This window comes from Skermania piniformis (assembly GCF_019285775.1).
In the GTDB taxonomy this organism is placed as follows: domain Bacteria; phylum Actinomycetota; class Actinomycetes; order Mycobacteriales; family Mycobacteriaceae; genus Skermania; species Skermania pinensis.
Genome location: NZ_CP079105.1, coordinates 650,754 through 666,766, shown reverse-complemented (window position 1 = coordinate 666,766; position 16,013 = coordinate 650,754). Strand labels below are relative to the sequence as shown.

Genomic DNA, 16,013 nt, shown 5'->3' with positions numbered 1-16,013 from the left:
GGCAGAATCAGCAGATCCGGCGCTGGAGAGATCAATGAACCGCATGGTCGAATATTTGTCGACCGGCCTGTAACTCCGTACTTGCCCCGAGGAATCGATGAACACCCCCGACGATCTCCCGGCATCCTGCCGCACCTACCCGCGCCGCCCCGCGCTCTCGCCGCAGGAGCAATTCGTTCTGGTGTCCTGGCTGCGCAGCCGGGCCTGGACCGCGCCGCCGCGACGCCCGTTCGAGTTCTACGCAACTCTCTGGAGCATCGGCACCAAGTACCACGACGCGGGGCGGCCGACACCGACCAAGGCTGCGCTGATCGCCCGCGCGCTGCAGGACGAGCTGATCGAACTCGACGACCTGCGCCCGCGACGCTGATGCGGCCGATGGCTACCATCGGGCGATGCAGTTCGCCTGCCACACGCTGATCTACTCCGATGACGCCGCGGCCACCCGGGCCTTCTTCCGCGACGTGCTCCAGCTGCCGTTCGTCGAGGACGCCGGGTCGGGTCCGGGCTGGCTGATCTTTCAGACCGGGCCGAGCGAGCTCGGCGTGCACCCGACCCGCACCGAGCGGGCGGGACAGGTGCACGAGTCACCCCGCCACCATCAGATCGCATTGATGGTCGACGACCTCGCCACCACCATGACCGAGCTCGAACGCCGCGGCGCCGTATTCAGTTCCGGTCCGGACGATCGCGGGTTCGGGCTGGTCGCCCTGCTCCAGGTCCCGGGCGCGGACGAGCTGATGATGTACCAGCCACGGCACGCCGTCGCACACAGCCTGTAGTCGGTCAGGCCGGCTCGGCCGCGCGCATCCGCCAGCCGCCGGCCCGCTCGCGCTCGGCCCAGAAGCCCGCGTAACGGCCGCCCATGGCGATCAGCTCGTCGTGGGTGCCCTGCTCGGCGATCCGGCCGTCGGCCAGGAAGACGATCCGGTCCGCATGCCGGATGGTCGACAGCCGGTGCGATACCACCAGCACCGTCTTGTCCCGGGTCAGTTCGTGGATCCCGCGCACGACCACCGCTTCGTGGTGCGGGTCCAGCGCGCTGGTCGCCTCGTCCAGCAGCACGATCGGTGCATCCTTGAGCAGCGCTCGGGCGATCGCGATCCGCTGCCGCTCCCCGCCGGACAGGATCGCCCCGCCCTCGCCCACCCGGGTCGCCCAGCCGTCGGGTAGCCGGTCCACGATCTGGTCCACCCCGGCCGCCGCGGCCGCGCGGCGGACCTGGGCGTCGTCGGCGTCCGGTCGGCCGAGCCGGATGTTCTCCTCGATCGACCGGTCGAACAGGTACACGTCCTGGAACATCGGCGAGATCAGATCCATCAGGGCGGCCGGCGCCTGGTCGGCGACCGGTACACCGCCGACCCGCACCACGCCGGTACCCGCATCGTAGAACCGTGCGACCAGCCGGAGCAGGGTCGTCTTGCCGCTGCCGCTGGGGCCGACGACGGCCGTGGTGGTGCCGACCGGGACGGCGAACGATACGTCGTCGAGCACCGGCCGGCCCGGCTCGTAGGCGAAACCGACGTGGTCGAACTCCACCGCGCTGTCCGCTGCGGCAACCGGCCGCGCGGGCGCCGACATCGACGGCTCGGCGAGCAGGGCGTCGATCCGGGCCGCAGCGCCCGCCGCAGCCCGGAGCGCAACCGACAGCTGGGCGATGGCGTCGATCGGCCCGGCGTAACGGGCGATCACGACGATCATCGCGACCGCCGTCGCTGCCGAAACCGCGCCGTCGGTCGCCCGGACGACCGCGAGATACCCCAGGGCAAGGAAGACCAGCTGCACGAGCAGGCCGAACCCGATCAGGCTGGGCACGCTGGCCCCGACCAGGCCGACCGCCGCTCGGCGCTGCTCGCCGAGTGCTCGATCGAGCCCGCGGTTACGCGCCCCGATGGCACCGAACGCCCGCAACACCGGCTGCGCCCGGGCGAACTCCACCACGCGGGAGTCGGCGTCGGCGCCGGCCGCGTGCAGCCGGGCGTCCGCCCGGAGGTAGCCCCGCTCCGCGATCCGGCCGGCCGCCCAGAGCACCGGCACCGCGACCAGCATGACCACCCCGACCCGCCAGTCGACCGCCAGCATGCCCAGCGCGACGACCGTGGGCACCGCGAACGCGCTGAGCCGGTGGGCGGCGAGGTGGGTGAACACGCCCTGCACCTCACGAACGCTGCTCAGCGCCACCCGGGAGATCTTGGCGGCGTCGTGGGAGGTGAACCAGCCCTGCGGCAGGGTGGCGAGATGCTGCCCGACCCGGGTCTGCAGGCCGCGCTGCATCCCGACCGCGATCCGCAGCCCGAGCGCGATGTGCGCGTAACCGGCCAGACCCGCGACCGCAACCGCGGCCACCATGCCCAGTACCCAGGGCCACGCCGCGCGGTAGTGGCCGTCGAACACGTTTTCCAGCACCGGGATCAGCATCAGATAGGTTGCGGCCTGGCCGGCGATCGCGAACCCGATCGCGAGCAGCTGCGCCGGCCAGAGCCGGCGCAGATCGGCCGGGACCAGCCGGAGTGCCGTGCCGATCACCGAACCTCCTGCAGCGCATTCTGGTTCGCCGACCACAGCCGCCGGTAGAGCCCATCGGCCTCGACCAGCTCGGCGTGCGTGCCCGATTCGACGATCGTGCCGCCGTCCAGCACCACGATCCGGTCGACTCCGGTGATCGTGTGCAACCGGTGCGCGATGACCAGCACCGTGCGGCCGGCGATCAGCTCGGCGACCGCATCCTGGACCGCCGCTTCGGATTCCGGATCGGCGAAGGCGGTGGCCTCGTCCAGGACCAACACCGGCGGGTCGGCGAGCAAGGCCCGCGCGATCGAGAGCCGTTGCGCCTCGCCGCCGGACAACACCGCACCCTCGCCCAGCACCGTGTCGTAACCCTGCGGGAGCGCGAGAATCCGGTCGTGGATCCGGGCGGCGCGGGCGACCCGCTCGAGCGCGGCGTCGGCGGCGTCCGGATCGGCCAGCGCCAGGTTCTCCCGGACGGTGCCACGGATCAGCCGAACGTCCTGCAGCACGAATCCGACGGTCCGGTAGAGCTCGGCGACCGGATAATCCCGCAGGTCCCGGCCGCCGATCATGATCCGGCCGGCGGTGGGGTCGAAGAACCGTGGAACCAGCTGAGCCAGTGTCGATTTACCTGCCCCGCTCGGCCCGACCAGTGCGGTCACCGTGCCCGGGATCAGCGTGAGGTCGATGTCGTGCAACACCGGCCGGCCGCGTCGGTAGCCGAACTCGACGCCCTCGAAACGCACGTCCGGGCCGGGCCTGAGCTCGGCGTCACCGGCGCCCGGTGCGGCGAGCTCGGGTAGCTGCTGCAGATCCCGCAGCCGCGCCGCCGCCGCGTTTCCCTGGCGCACCGCCTGGGTGCCGTAGCCGATCGCCAGGAACGAGGCCCCCAGCGCGGGCGCGACCAGCAGGAATGCGACCAGGTCGGCCGGCGCCAGCCACCCGAGTTGCGTCAGGCCGAGGCCGGCCGCCGTGACCACCAGGGTGAGCAGGGTAGGGGTCAACAGCAGATCCGAAGCCGCCTGGATCCGCATCATCGGCCCTTTCCAGGCCTGCAACGCGGCGGCATACTCGTCCACCGCGTCCTGATAGGCGGCGCTGGTCCGGCGGCCACCGGCGAAGCCCCGGACGACGGCGATACCGTCGACGAATTCGGTCGTCGCGACCGCCACGTCGTGTTCCCGCCGGTCGAACCGGGCGAGGCGGTCCTGGGACTGTGGGTTCATCATCGCGCGCAGCGCGAACGCGTAGCCGATCAGCGGCAACAGGGTGATCAGGGCAGGCCGCCAGTCGACCACGAAAAGGTAGATCAGCGTCACCAGCGGCACGGTCAGGGCGGCGGTGGAGTCCAGCCGGGCGTGCGATACCAGGTAGTGCAGGCCCTGGACGTCGTCCTGCAGGAACCCGCGGACCTCGGTCGAACTGCGCTCGGTGAACCAGCCGAGCGGCACCCGGGTGAGTTTCGCCGCGATCCCCCGGCGCAGGTCGAGCTGGAATCGGGCGTCGACCAGGTGGGCGAGGATCGATGCGCCGGCCTGGAGCAGACCGCGGAGAGCGAGGATCACGAAGGCGACGACGATCAACCGCTTCGCTCGGTCGAACTCGTCGTCGAGCAGCGCGGCGCATCCCGCGGCGATCAGGATGAACGGCACGACCGCCGCCACCGAGGCGAGGACCGTCAGCAGCGTTGCCAGCCGCAGCGACCCCTGGACCGGGGCAAGTACCTGCTTGGCGGCCGCCGCCTCGCGCTTGTACCGGGCGCGCAACGCCACCCGGTCGGGGACGAGATCGGATGCCGGAGCGCGCGCACTGTCCGGCCGACCGGAACGGCTGTCGTCCATCCACAAAGGCTAGCATTGCCTAAGTCGGCGCACGGTCGCCCCGCACTCGAATTCAGCCGATCAGATCGGCCACCGCAGCCTCGACGCCCGCGTACCGCACCGGCACGCGTTCGCCGCACCGATAGCTACGCCGATTGGCATAGCCGGACTCCGCAGGATCGGTGTGGACGTGGATGCCGTCCTGGGCAACGACCCAATACTCCGGCCAGCCGGCGGCAGCGTAGATCCGCGCTTTGACGGTCAAGTCCGCCGCGTGTGTCTCGTCGGACACCTCGACCACGAGCAGCACATCGGCGGGCCGCCAGTAGCTCAGCCGCGGGCTCAATCGACCGGCCGGCGAGGCGTCCGCCCGGCGCACCCAGCAATCAGGATCGGGCAGGGAGCCGCCGCTCGGCAGCGTCGATGTGGTCACGTCGAATCCGTCGGCGAACAGCAGCCGCATTACTCTGCCGACCGTGCGGCCGTGCCAGTCGCCGATGACCACCGGCCAGACCTCCCCGTCGATCAGCTCGACCCGCTGTTCGAAAGCCCCCGCCTCCCAGGCTCGCACGAAGCTCTCGACGCTCCAGCGGTAGTTGGGGACGGCGACGGTCACAACAGCCATGGTATCCACGCGGTCCGAAGCATCGGCTTACCGGAGCCGTGCTCAGGTCAGCCCGGCGTAGCTGTGCAACCCGCTCACCACGATATTGATGATGAACAGGTTGAACAGCATCGCGACGAAACCGGCGATGTTGATCCAGGCGGCCTTGGTCTCCCGCCAACCCGAGGTCGCGCGGGCGTGCAGGTATGCGGCGTAGACCACCCAGGCGATGAACGAGACCGTCTCCTTCGGGTCCCAACCCCAGAACCGGCCCCACGCGGCCTCGGCCCAGATCGCACCCAGGATCACCCCGGCGCCGAACAGCGGGAAGCCGATGATCGCCGTCTGGTAGGCGACTCGATCGAGGGTGCGCGCGTCCGGCAACCGCTGGGCCACCGCGCTGTCCGGCCGGTACCGGGTGACCAGGAACAATGCGCTGGCGACCCCGGAGACCAGGAACACCCCGCTGCCGATGCTGACGATGGTCACGTGGATCGGCAACCAGTACGACCGCAACGCCGGCACCACCGGCGCCGCGTCCGCGTACAACACCGTCGCCGCCAGGAACATCAGGATCAGCACCGGCACCAGCAGGAACACCCAGATCGACCGGAACCGCTGTCCCCGGAGCACCGCTGCGCCGACCACCATCGCCGCCGCGGTGGCCATCGTCACGAACTCGTACATGTTGCCCAACGGGAACCGGTGGGTAGCGAAGCCGCGCAGCACGATCGACAGCACATGGGCGGCGACGCCGACCACCAGCACCGCCGAGCCCATATTGCCCAGCCGCTCGCTCATCGGCCGGGTCGGCGGCGTCGCCACCCGCCCCGGGCCGATGCCACCGCCGGTAGCGGGGGCGGCGACCAGCTCCCGCTCGTTCACCCGAGCGGTCTGCGACGACGCCAGCCGCGCGATCAGCAAAACCAGGGCCAACACGTAGATGGCGAACGCCGAACGGAACGCCAGGTCGCTCAGCCCGGCCAGCGACTCGTCGATCGGCATCAGTGCTCTCCTGCCTCGCGCTGCGGTCCCGGGCCGGCGCCGGTCAACCGTCGACCCAACCGGTCGAATTCGTCGCCCCAGCCCGCCTGATCGGTGCGGGCCAGGCCACCGAGCTCTACTACACTACGTCGTCCATCGTCGCTCGGTCGCACCCGAGCCCAGATCCGCCGCCGGTGCAGCAGCAGCGAAACCACCAGGCCGGCCAACATGGTGAGTGCCGCGACGAGCACCCAACCCTGCGCCGGATCGTGGCTGACCTGCAGATTCACATACTCCTTCGCCCCGCCGAAACTCACCTTGGTGCCGTCGTCCAGGGTGGTCGACTCGCCGGGGCGCAGGTTCACCCGAGCCTGTTTCACCAGCCGCTTCTGTTCGATCATGTCCTGGCTCAGCGCGAACAGATTCTGCGGCCGGCCGGTGTCCAGGCCGGTATCGCCGCGATAGATGTCCACGGCGACCGCCGGGTCGGTCAGCGCGGGGAAAGACGAGGTCAACAGCTTGCCGTCGAGCTCGGCGGTCGGCGCGAACAGCCCCTCGATCGCGATCTGGTTGCGCCGCCGGTCGGCCGGGTTCGGGTACATCCCGCCCGGCGGATCGATCCGCAGCACCCCGCTGGACAGGAACGTGCGCGGGTCTTCCGGGCGCCACTGGATCGTCTCGGTGCGTGTCTCGCCGTTCGGAAACGTCACCGTGAACGTCGGCGCATAGCCGTGTCCCTGCAGATAGACCCGATCACCGGCCACCCGCAACGGATGGTTTACCTGGAGCCGATCGTCACGCCAGGTATCGGTGGCCAGATCGGCGCCGGCCTGGTAGGCGATGTTCGCGGTGAACATCTCGGCCTGCCCGTTGGGCAGATAGTCGGCGCGGAAATCCTTCACCCGCACACACACCGGCGTCATTCCGGTGCCGTCTCGAACGTTGCCGGCGCGGAACGAGTCGAACGCAGCCGGCGAGGTGGAGCAGAATCCCGGCCCGTCGTCGGCGATCACGATCACGTTGCCCTCGTACCCGAACAACTTGCCGACCGCGATCGCCACCAGCAGGCCGACCAGTGCCAGATGGAAGATCAGATTGCCCAGCTCTCGGGTGTACCCCTTCTCGGCGGAGACGGTCACCGCACCCGAACCGGGCCGGCGCACCACCGTGCGCCACCCGCGCAGCTCCGCCGATATCCGTTCGGCCACCTCGTCCGGAGTCCCGTCGACGGTCGTCTCGTAGTGATGCGGCAGCCGGGCGAGGTTGCGCGGCGCGGGCACCGGCTCGGCGCGCAACGCCCGATAGTGGTCGACGCACCGCGGCAGGATGCAGCCGACCAGCGAGACGAACAACAACACGTAGATCGCGGTAAACCAGAAGCTGGCAAATACGTCGAACAGCTCCAGCCGGTCCATCCAGGGACCCAGCACCGGCCGGTCGGCGAGGTACTGCGTCACCTTCTGCTCGTTCAGGCTGCGTTGCGGCAGCAGCGCACCCGGGATGGCAGCCAACGCCAGCAGGAACAACAGCACCAGCGCGGTGCGCATGCTGGTCAGACCCCGCCAGGTGTTGCGGACCAGGGCCGACGCCCGGCCGGGCAGCGACTGCCGGGGCACCGGGGTCGGCGCCGGCCGGGTATCGACGGCGGTCATATCGGCAGCGCCACCCCGGACACGAAGGCGTCGCGGACCCACCCGACGAACGCCCCCCACACTCCCGTGACCAACGCGATCCCCACCACCACCAGCAGCACGCCCCCGGTCACCTGGATAGCTCGCGCGTTGCGGCGCAGCCACCCCACCCCGCGCAGCGCGCCGGCCGAGCCGAGCGCGAGAAAGACGAACGGCAGGCCCAACCCGGCGCAGTAGGCGACGATCAGCGCCACCCCGCGCGCCGCGGTGGTCCCCTCGGTGCCCGCGGCGACCGACAGCACCCCGGCCAGCGTCGGGCCCAGGCACGGAGTCCAGCCGAGGGCGAATACCGCGCCGAGCAACGGCGCCCCGGCCAGCCCGGCGATCGGCCGCGGGTGCGGACGGGTATCGCGTTGCAACGCCGGAACCAGCCCGACGAACACCAGACCCATCGCGATGGTGACCACCCCGCCGAGCCGTTGCAGCAGCTCCCGGTTGAGGTTCAGCACGCTGATCGCGCCGAACACCGACGCCGTCGCGAGTACGAACACGACCGTGAACCCGGCGACGAACAGAGCGGCGGCACCGGCCACCCGGAACCGGCCGGTCCGGGCCCGGGTGGCGGTGCTGCCCGCCTGCGCCGCGGTCGCCGGCGGCGCGTCGGCGCCGACGATTCCGGCCAGGTAGGACAGATAACCGGGCACCAGCGGGACCACGCACGGCGACGCGAACGACACCAGCCCGGCCAAGGCGCACGCGCCGAGCGCCAACAGCAACGGCCCGGTGGCGGCGGTGTCCTGGAAGCTCGTGCCGATATCGGCCAGGTAGTCGCCGGCCAGATACGTCATGTCTGCGATTCCGCGGCCACGCGCTCGACCACCGGTTGCAGATCCTGGGCGAGCAGCTCCCGCAGGAACACCGCGGCCACCCGGTGCTCGCGATCGAGCACCAGCGTGGTCGGGATCACACTGGTCGGGAAGTTCCCGCCGAACGCGATCAACGATCGCATCGACGGGTCGAAGATCGACGGGTAACCGATCTTGTTGTCGGTGACGAAATCCCGTGCCTTGTCCTGCTGGTCCCGCACGTCGATCCCGAGGAACGCCACCCCGCGGTCCTTGGTCGCGGTGTACACCTGCTCCAGGTCGTCGGCCTCGCCCCGGCACGGACCACACCACTGGCCCCACAGATTCAGCACCACCACCTGACCACGGAAATCGTCGAGCGAGATCTCCTTGCCCGCCGTCATCAAGTCCGGACCGCGCAGTTCGCCGACGGTGCCGCGAGCAGCCGGCGGGTCGTAGTAGATGTCGGTCTTGCCGCCCGGCGAGACGAACTGGAAGGTGCCGCCTTGCGATACCGCGTCCGACCCGCCCGCACAACCGGCCGCCGACAGCGTGATCGCCGCCGCCAACGCCAGCATGCGCGCCGGCTTCACGCCCCGGTCACCCGCGGGTCCGAACTGCCGGCCGGCTCCGAATAGACGATGTCGATCAGCTGGTCACCCTGATAGACGAGAGAGGTCAGCGAGGCCAGCCCACACTGCCGATGCCGCGGATCGTGCCAGAGCCGCTGGCCCTGCAGGAACCGGCGCAACGTCCAGATCGGTAGCTGGTGCGAGACACACAGCGCCTCGTGCCCGACCGCCTCCACCCGCGCCTTGTGCACCGCAGCCAGCATCCGGTGTGCGATCTGCAGGTAGGGCTCCCCCCAGGACGGGGTGAACGGGTCGCGCAGCTTCCACCAATGCCGGGGCCGGGACAACGCCCCGTCGCCGACGGCCACCCGCAGTCCCTCGAACGCATTGCCGGCTTCGATCAGGTTCTCGTCGGTGTGCACGGCGAGCTCGTGCGCAGCCGCGATCGGCGCGGCGGTCTCCTGCGCCCGCTGTAACGGCGACGCCACCACGTAGCGCAGGTCGTGGTCGGCCAATGTTGCTGCGACCGTTCGGGCTTGGGCCTGCCCGTGCACCGACAGCCGATAGCCGGGCAGCCGACCGTAGAGCACGCCGTTCGGGTTGTGCACTTCCCCGTGCCGCAGCAGGTGGACGATGGTTTCGGTGTCGGCGGACGGGACGGAGCTGTCCCGAGTTTCGGTCACGAGGAAGTTCCTTCGGGGGTCGCAGCGGCGGCAGCTCGGGCGGCGGCGGGCAATGCCGCCGCGATGGTGTCGAAAGCGTCGTCGTCCAACGCCGTGGAGACGAACCAGGCTTCGTAGGCGCTCGGCGGCGGATAGACCCCACGGTCGAGCAACGCGTGGAAGAACGCCGGATAACGCCAGGTCTCCGCGGCCTTGGCCGCGGCGTAGTCCGTCACCGGAGTCTCGCTGAAGAACACGCTGACCATGTTGCCCGCGAACTGCACCCGGTGCGAAACTCCCGCCGCGGTCAGCGCCTCGTCCAACATTCGGCCGAGCCGGCGGGCATTGTCGTCGAGGGTCGTATATACGGCCGGGTCGGCGGCCTGCAGGGTCGCGAGGCCGGCCGCGACGGCGACCGGATTCCCGGACAACGTGCCCGCCTGATAGACCGGGCCGGCCGGCGCCAGATACTCCATCAGGTCGGATCGGCCACCGAATGCCGCCGCCGGCAGGCCACCGCTCATCACCTTCCCGAAGGTGTAGAGGTCGCCGGCCACGCCGTCGATGCCGTACCAACCGGCCGGCCCGACCCGGAACCCGGTCATCACCTCGTCGACGATCAGCAAAGCCCCGTATTCGTGCGTTATCCGGGCCAGCCCGGCGTTGAATCCCGGGGCGGGCGGAACGACGCCCATGTTGCCGGGTGCGGCCTCGGTGATCACACCGGCGATCTGGTCCGGGGCCGCGGCAAATGCCGCTGCGACCGCGTCCAGATCGTTGTAGGGCAGCACCACCGTCTCGCCGGCCGCCGCCCCGGTCACCCCGGGCGACGTGGGGAGCCCGAGAGTAGCCACCCCCGAACCGGCGTCGGCGAGCAACGCGTCCACGTGACCGTGGTAGCAACCGGCGAACTTGATCACCTTGCTCCGGCCGGTACAGCCCCGCGCCAATCGAACCGCGCTCATCGTGGCCTCGGTGCCGGAATTCACCAACCGCACCTGCTGCACCGGATCGACTCGCCCGATGATCGCCTCGGCAAGTTCGATCTCCGCCTCGGTCGGGGCGCCGAACGACAGGCCACTGGCGGCGGCGCGGGAAACCGCCTCGACCACGGCCGGATGCGCATGCCCCAAGATCATCGGACCCCAGGAGCAGATCAGGTCGACATAGCTGTTTCCGTCGACGTCGGTGAGCCGGCACCCCGCCGCGTTCGCGATGAACCGGGGAGTTCCGCCGACCGACCGAAACGCCCGAACCGGCGAATTCACCCCGCCCGGGATGACGGCCGCCGCTCGGTCGAAGAGCTGCGCGGAACGCGCGGTCGAGACGATCACCCGCCCAGTCTGTCAGTCCCGACCGAGCCGGTCGACGACAGGGTGTCGAGCATCGAGCCGCCGGCCGACCGGCAGATGCGGGGGCCTGGGACTAGCCGGCCGAGCCGGTGCTGGGCGTCGTGGTGGTCGACGGGACCAACGCCTGCATGAAGCCCGCGAGGCCCTTGAGGGTTTGGGTGAGGTCGGGTGTCGTGGTGACGACGGCGGTGTAGGCCGTCGTATCCGCGGCCGCAACGGCGGGCAGACCCACTGCCGGAGCGACGACGGCAGCGGCAGCGACGGCGGCGAGAAGCAGGCGTTTGGTCATGATCTTCCTTATCAACTCGATGGACGGCAACGGGGATAACGGGCGGATAACGCCCGTCCGTCGACCACGACATTAATAGCTCGGCCACCCCACCTTTGTCAGTCGAGCGGCGTATTTTTTTCCCGATTCGCGCCCGACCCGACAGCCCGCACATTCCGGCGACACCACGGTCGGGACCGGCGGGTCAGCGATCCCGAATCTGTTCGTAGCGATCCAACGCGACCCGGCGCTCGATCGCGTGATCGACGATCGGCGGCGGGTACCCGACGGGCGGCGCGGCACCGACCCGATGCACCGCCTTGCCGGCGACACCGCGTAATTCCGGCACCCAGCGGCGCACGTAATCGCCTGCTGGATCGAACTTTTCGCCCTGGGTCAGCGGATTGAACACCCGCACGAACGGCGACGCATCGGTCCCGGTTCCGGCAACCCACTGCCAGCCATGCTGATTCGATGCCAGATCACCGTCGACCAGGTACCGCAGGAAATGCCGGGCGCCCCACCACCACGGCAGGTGCAGGTCTTTGGTGAGGAACGACGCTGTGATCATCCGGACCCGGTTGTGCATCCAGCCCTCGGCGAGCAGCTGCCGCATGCCGGCGTCCACGATCGGATACCCGGTGCGGCCGGCACACCAGGCTGCGAACAGCTCGTCCGCCTCCGGCCCGGTCGCGTACCCCATCCGGTCGAATCGGGTGATGTAGTTGTGCCGCGCCGTCTCCGGCCGGTGGAACAGCACGTCGGCGTAGAACTCACGCCAGGCCAACTCGGTGACGAACACCGAGCCCGCGGCGGCCTCGGCCAGCAACGTGCGCGGGTGGAGACAACCGAACTTGAGGTAGGGCGACAACCGGGACGTCGCGTCGCGGTCGGGCCGATCACGCAACGCGGGGTATTCGGCCAATCCCTCGTCTCGATACTGCCGCCAGGCCGCCAGCGCGGCCCGTTCGCCGGCCGGTGGCAGCTCGGCGTCCAGCGCTGGATCATCCGGAATCTCCACCCGCCCAGGGAAATCCGTCGGGTCCAACCACGCGACTGTATCGGCTGCGGTGCGCGCCGGGGAGCGCCAGCCGTGCTCGTGCCAGGCCCGGGAGAACGGGGTGAACACCCGGTACGGCGTGCCGTCGGCCTTGCGAATCCGGCCGGGCGCGACGGCATACGGTGAACCGGTACGGACCAGTGGCACCCGCTCGGCCACCGCCGCATCCCGCGCGGCGCCGTACGGCGCGTAGTCGGCACTGATGTGCACCGAATCCGCCCCCACCTGCTCGACCACCTGCGGCAGCACCGCGACCGGGTCACCGCGCAGCACCAGCAACCGACCACCCAGGTCGGCATCGAGCGCACGCAGGCATCGGTACAGGAACGCGGTCCGGGCGGCACCGGACGGCCGGAGCAGCGCGTCGTCGAGCACGAACAGCGCCAACGCCTGATCACCGGCAGCGGCGGCGGCCGCCGATGTCGGCAGATCGTGCAGTCGCAGGTCCCGGCGGAACCAGACGACCGCCGTCCGGGTCAGCCCCACCGGAACGACGTCGCGACGATCAGGCAGACCAGCAGCATCCGGGGAGAATATCAGGGTCGACGGTCACCGAGACGTCCTTGCCGGTGCTCCGGGCCGGTTCCCCCGATCCGCCGACTTCCCCTGTGCGGCAGGTTACCGTCGGATCCATGAGCATCAGCGACCATCTGCGGAAGACGCTCGACGGTCCCTTCCACGACGCGCGGGAGAAGACCCGGGTGGACTTGAGCCGGGCCGAGTTCGCGCCGCACTACACCCCCGACCTGACGCAAGCCCGCGCCCAGGCCCTCGACCAGATGCGGATCCTCACCGGTTTCGGCTACGCCGCAGACGGATTCCGACCCGAGCAAGGTGGAACCGGTAACGCCGGCGCCGCCGTCGCCCGGATCGAGATGCTGGCGATGTCCGACCTGTCGCTGATGGTCAAGGCCGGGGTGCAGTGGGGATTGTTCGGCGGTGCGATCGCCAACCTCGGCACCGAGGAGCATCACCGTGCCTACATCCGGCCGCTGATCGACCTCGACCTGCTCGGCTGTTTCGCGATGACCGAGACCGGGCACGGCAGCGATGTGCAGGCGCTGGAGACGACCGCCACCTACGACCCGGCGACCGAAGAGTTCGTCATCCACTCGCCGACCCGGTCGGCCCGCAAGGACTACATCGGCGGCGCAGCCCAGCATGCCCGGGTGGCGGCGGTGTTCGCGCAACTGATCACCGCCGGCGAAGGCCACGGCGTGCACTGCTTCGTCGTACCCATCCGGGACGAGTCCGGGGCCGACCTGCCCGGAATCACCACCAGCGACTGCGGTTACAAGGGCGGCCTGCCCGGCGTCGACAACGGCCGGATCAGTTTCGACCAGGTGCGGGTGCCGCGGGCCAACCTGTTGAACCGATTTGCCGAGGTGGCCCCGGACGGCAGCTACAGCTCCCCGATCGAGAATCCGAACCGCCGGTTCTTCACCATGCTCGGCACCCTGGTCCGCGGCCGGGTCACCGTCGGCGGGTCGGCCGCCGCCGCGGCCAAGGTCGCGATCACGATCGCAACCCGATATGCGTTGCAACGCCGCCAGTTCGGCGCCCCGAACAGCGACGACGAGGTGCTGATCCTGGACTACCTGGCGCACCAGCGCCGACTGCTCCCGCTGATCGCCGAGTCCTACGCGCTGTCGTTCGCGCAGAACGAGCTGATCGCGATGATGCACCAGATCCAATCCGCCGATCCCGGGTCCCCGGACAGCGCGGACCGGACCCGGCAGCGGGAGCTGGAGTCCCGGGCGGCCGGGTTGAAGGTCGCCCAGACCGACTTCGCCACCCGGGCGATCCAGACCTGCCGAGAGGCCTGCGGCGGCGCCGGTTACCTGATGGAAAACCGGCTGGTCGCGCTCAAGGCGGACAGCGACGTGTTCACCACCTTCGAGGGCGACAACACGGTGCTCACCCAGTTGGTCGCGAAGGAGCTGCTCACCGGGTACGCCGAAGAAGTGCAAGAGATGAGCCCGGTGGAGTGGATGAGCTTCGCCCGCACGACCGTCTCCGATGTGGTGAAGAAGCGGACCGCCGCCGAACAGATCATCCAGACCATCCTCGACCGACGTGGGGATATCGAAGACGAGAGCCTGCTGCAGCGCGGCACCCACCTGAAGATGTTCGCCGATCGGGAGGAGTACCTCCTGTCCACGGCGGCCCGGCGGTTGCAGGCGGCGCGCAAGCGCGCGAGCAGCCCGTTCGAGGCGTTCAACTGGGTCCAGGACCACGTGCTGCATGCGGCTCGGGCGCACATCGACCGGATCGTGTTGGAGGCGTTCGTGGCCGCGATCGACACCTGCGCCGACCCGGCTACCACCGAGTTGCTCGACGACCTCTGCGACCTCTACGCGCTGACCGTGATCGACCGGGACAAAGCCTGGTTCATCGAGCACCGGCGCATGTCCACCGAGCGGACCAAGCTGGTCTCGCGGGCGATCAACGAACGTTGCCGGGACCTGCGTCCCCGAGCTCGATCGCTGGTGGACGGCCTCGGGGTCCCGATCGCGCTGAGCGAAGCGGCAATGCTGGATTAAGGCACCTGCTGGAACTGCGGCGCTGGTGGATCAGTCGGTGACGACGGCGACCGCCAGCCCGTCCCAGCCCTTCGCGCCGACGGTCTGCAGTACCGTCGCATCCAGCTGCGGTTGGGCTGCGAGCAGTTCGATGGTCGCTCGACCGGCGGTCGCCGCGGCATCCGCCTGGTCGTCGAGCAGCCGGCCGCGGCGAATCACGTTGTCCACCACGATCAGCGACCCCGGACGGGTCAGTCGCAGCGCCCAGCGCAGGTACTCCGGGTTGTTCTCCTTGTCGGCATCCAGGAAGACCAGGTCGAACGGGGTACCGCCGACGAGCCCGGGCAAGGTGTCCAGGGCAGCCCCGACGATCACCTCCACTCGCTCCCCTAGTCCGGCCCGGTCGATGTTGGCCAGCGCAACCTCGGCGTGATCCCGGGAGTACTCGAGCGTGACGACGCGTCCGGCCTCGCCGACCGCACGCGCCAGCCAGATCGTGCTGTACCCGCCCAGCGTGCCGACCTCGAGTACCCGCCGCGCCCCGCTGCTGCGGGCGAGCAGGTACAGCAGCTTGCCCTGCGGCGGAGATACGGCGATCGACGGCAGCCCGGCCGCGTCGCTCGCGGCGAGCGCGGCGGTCAGCGCAGGATCGTCACCGATCAACGTTTCGATCAGATAGCGGTCGACATCTTCCGGGCTTGCCATGAGTTCGACGCTACGCCCGCTCTCGCCGGTCAGCGCAGCCGTTCGAGCGCAAGCACCGATACCGGCACCAGCACGACATGCATCAGCGCCAGCGTGATGGTGCTGGCGGTGTCGAAGTCGGCTTGCACGGTGAAGACGATGGTGCCGAGCGCGGCGACGACCGCGACGGCCTGGGCGATCCGGATGATCGGCGGCCACGTGAACGCGATCAGCCCGGCGACGGTGAGTCCGACGAGCAGTGGAACTACCGTGAGCATCACGACGCCGGCGGGCGCCACGGTGACTCGCCCGCCCTGGCCGTCGTCGGTCTCGAAATCGCCGCCGGCGAGGAGACCGATCACCCACAGCAGCAGATTCGCGGCCAGGCCGACCCCGATCGCGCCGAGAACCACGATTCCGAGGGCTCGCCACCGCCCCGGACCGGCGTAGACACTTGTATCGGGCATCGGCACTCCTTTTACTCGGACCGTTCCACCGAAC

Annotated in this window: 16 protein-coding genes; 3 read left to right on the top strand and 13 right to left on the bottom strand. The window is 69.8% G+C overall.

Annotated elements, in window-relative coordinates; all coding sequences use genetic code 11:
• The first annotated feature begins 97 nt into the window (after positions 1-97).
• Both KV203_RS03035 and KV203_RS03030 read left to right on the top strand, forming a co-directional pair.
• Positions 98-370 carry a hypothetical protein gene (locus tag KV203_RS03035; protein WP_066466764.1) on the top strand — a complete coding sequence of 91 codons (273 nt, stop codon included), beginning with the start codon at positions 98-100 and terminating at the stop codon, positions 368-370.
• A 25-nt stretch (positions 371-395) separates the two neighbouring features.
• Positions 396-782 (top strand): VOC family protein, encoded by a 387-nt coding sequence (locus KV203_RS03030; RefSeq protein WP_066466765.1) that lies wholly within the window; start codon positions 396-398, stop codon positions 780-782.
• A 4-nt stretch (positions 783-786) separates the two neighbouring features.
• Here the strand turns inward: KV203_RS03030 and KV203_RS03025 are convergent, their stop codons facing one another.
• From KV203_RS03025 to KV203_RS02975, 11 genes are all read right to left on the bottom strand, one after another.
• Positions 787-2,526 (bottom strand): ABC transporter ATP-binding protein, encoded by a 1,740-nt coding sequence (locus KV203_RS03025; RefSeq protein WP_066466766.1) that lies wholly within the window; start codon positions 2,524-2,526, stop codon positions 787-789.
• Complete coding sequence (locus tag KV203_RS03020; protein ID WP_066466767.1) at positions 2,523-4,349, bottom strand: ABC transporter ATP-binding protein; 1,827 nt, start codon at positions 4,347-4,349, stop codon at positions 2,523-2,525. Before KV203_RS03020 ends, KV203_RS03025 begins: the two co-directional genes overlap by 4 nt.
• 52 nt (positions 4,350-4,401) lie before the next feature.
• A complete protein-coding gene (locus tag KV203_RS03015; RefSeq protein ID WP_066466768.1) occupies positions 4,402-4,944 on the bottom strand; it encodes a Uma2 family endonuclease in 543 nt (180 codons plus the stop codon).
• A 51-nt stretch (positions 4,945-4,995) separates the two neighbouring features.
• On the bottom strand, positions 4,996-5,937 hold the full coding sequence (gene ccsB, locus KV203_RS03010; RefSeq protein WP_066466769.1) for a c-type cytochrome biogenesis protein CcsB: 942 nt from the start codon (positions 5,935-5,937) through the stop codon (positions 4,996-4,998).
• Positions 5,937-7,568 carry a cytochrome c biogenesis protein ResB gene (resB, locus tag KV203_RS03005; protein WP_066466770.1) on the bottom strand — a complete coding sequence of 544 codons (1,632 nt, stop codon included), beginning with the start codon at positions 7,566-7,568 and terminating at the stop codon, positions 5,937-5,939. Before resB ends, ccsB begins: the two co-directional genes overlap by 1 nt.
• Positions 7,565-8,395, bottom strand: a complete 831-nt coding sequence (locus KV203_RS03000; RefSeq protein WP_066466771.1) for a cytochrome c biogenesis CcdA family protein — start codon at positions 8,393-8,395, stop codon at positions 7,565-7,567. The genes resB and KV203_RS03000 overlap by 4 nt, the downstream gene beginning before the upstream one ends.
• Positions 8,392-8,970, bottom strand: coding sequence for a TlpA family protein disulfide reductase (locus tag KV203_RS02995; RefSeq protein ID WP_066467091.1), 579 nt, complete (start codon positions 8,968-8,970; stop codon positions 8,392-8,394). Before KV203_RS02995 ends, KV203_RS03000 begins: the two co-directional genes overlap by 4 nt.
• Before the next feature lie 11 nt (positions 8,971-8,981).
• Positions 8,982-9,647 carry a histidine phosphatase family protein gene (locus KV203_RS02990; RefSeq protein WP_066466772.1) on the bottom strand — a complete coding sequence of 222 codons (666 nt, stop codon included), beginning with the start codon at positions 9,645-9,647 and terminating at the stop codon, positions 8,982-8,984.
• A complete protein-coding gene (gene hemL / locus KV203_RS02985; RefSeq protein ID WP_066466773.1) occupies positions 9,644-10,960 on the bottom strand; it encodes a glutamate-1-semialdehyde 2,1-aminomutase in 1,317 nt (438 codons plus the stop codon). Before hemL ends, KV203_RS02990 begins: the two co-directional genes overlap by 4 nt.
• A 91-nt stretch (positions 10,961-11,051) precedes the next feature.
• The gene (locus KV203_RS02980) at positions 11,052-11,267 is read right to left on the bottom strand and encodes a hypothetical protein (protein ID WP_157079632.1); all 216 of its coding nucleotides are present in this window, start codon (positions 11,265-11,267) and stop codon (positions 11,052-11,054) included.
• Positions 11,268-11,451: 184 nt separating this feature from the next.
• Positions 11,452-12,786 (bottom strand): cryptochrome/photolyase family protein, encoded by a 1,335-nt coding sequence (locus KV203_RS02975; RefSeq protein WP_066467092.1) that lies wholly within the window; start codon positions 12,784-12,786, stop codon positions 11,452-11,454.
• Between the two features lie 152 nt (positions 12,787-12,938).
• On the opposite strand from KV203_RS02975, the gene KV203_RS02970 reads away from it, so the two are divergent.
• Entirely contained in the window at positions 12,939-14,849 is a 1,911-nt protein-coding gene (locus KV203_RS02970; RefSeq protein ID WP_066466775.1) for an acyl-CoA dehydrogenase family protein, read from the top strand.
• Positions 14,850-14,879: 30 nt separating this feature from the next.
• Here KV203_RS02970 and KV203_RS02965 read toward each other — a convergent pair whose 3' ends face one another.
• Positions 14,880-15,533, bottom strand: a complete 654-nt coding sequence (locus KV203_RS02965) for an O-methyltransferase (RefSeq protein WP_066466776.1) — start codon at positions 15,531-15,533, stop codon at positions 14,880-14,882.
• Positions 15,534-15,562: 29 nt separating this feature from the next.
• Positions 15,563-15,979: a DUF6069 family protein gene (locus KV203_RS02960; protein WP_066467094.1), complete on the bottom strand. Its 417-nt coding sequence runs from the start codon at positions 15,977-15,979 to the stop codon at positions 15,563-15,565.
• Positions 15,980-16,013 lie beyond the last annotated feature (34 nt).

Excerpts from the sequence above, each read along its gene's own strand:
- KV203_RS03035 (WP_066466764.1), top strand. The coding sequence starts at position 98 with ATGAACACCCCCGACGATCTCCCGGCATCCTGCCGCACCTACCCGCGC.
- KV203_RS03030 (WP_066466765.1), top strand. The coding sequence starts at position 396 with ATGCAGTTCGCCTGCCACACGCTGATCTACTCCGATGACGCCGCGGCC.
- KV203_RS03020 (WP_066466767.1), bottom strand. The coding sequence starts at position 4,349 with ATGGACGACAGCCGTTCCGGTCGGCCGGACAGTGCGCGCGCTCCGGCA.
- ccsB (WP_066466769.1), bottom strand. The coding sequence starts at position 5,937 with ATGCCGATCGACGAGTCGCTGGCCGGGCTGAGCGACCTGGCGTTCCGT.
- resB (WP_066466770.1), bottom strand. The coding sequence starts at position 7,568 with ATGACCGCCGTCGATACCCGGCCGGCGCCGACCCCGGTGCCCCGGCAG.
- KV203_RS03000 (WP_066466771.1), bottom strand. The coding sequence starts at position 8,395 with ATGACGTATCTGGCCGGCGACTACCTGGCCGATATCGGCACGAGCTTC.
- KV203_RS02995 (WP_066467091.1), bottom strand. The coding sequence starts at position 8,970 with ATGCTGGCGTTGGCGGCGGCGATCACGCTGTCGGCGGCCGGTTGTGCG.
- KV203_RS02980 (WP_157079632.1), bottom strand. The coding sequence starts at position 11,267 with ATGACCAAACGCCTGCTTCTCGCCGCCGTCGCTGCCGCTGCCGTCGTC.
- KV203_RS02970 (WP_066466775.1), top strand. The coding sequence starts at position 12,939 with ATGAGCATCAGCGACCATCTGCGGAAGACGCTCGACGGTCCCTTCCAC.
- KV203_RS02965 (WP_066466776.1), bottom strand. The coding sequence starts at position 15,533 with ATGGCAAGCCCGGAAGATGTCGACCGCTATCTGATCGAAACGTTGATC.
- KV203_RS02960 (WP_066467094.1), bottom strand. The coding sequence starts at position 15,979 with ATGCCCGATACAAGTGTCTACGCCGGTCCGGGGCGGTGGCGAGCCCTC.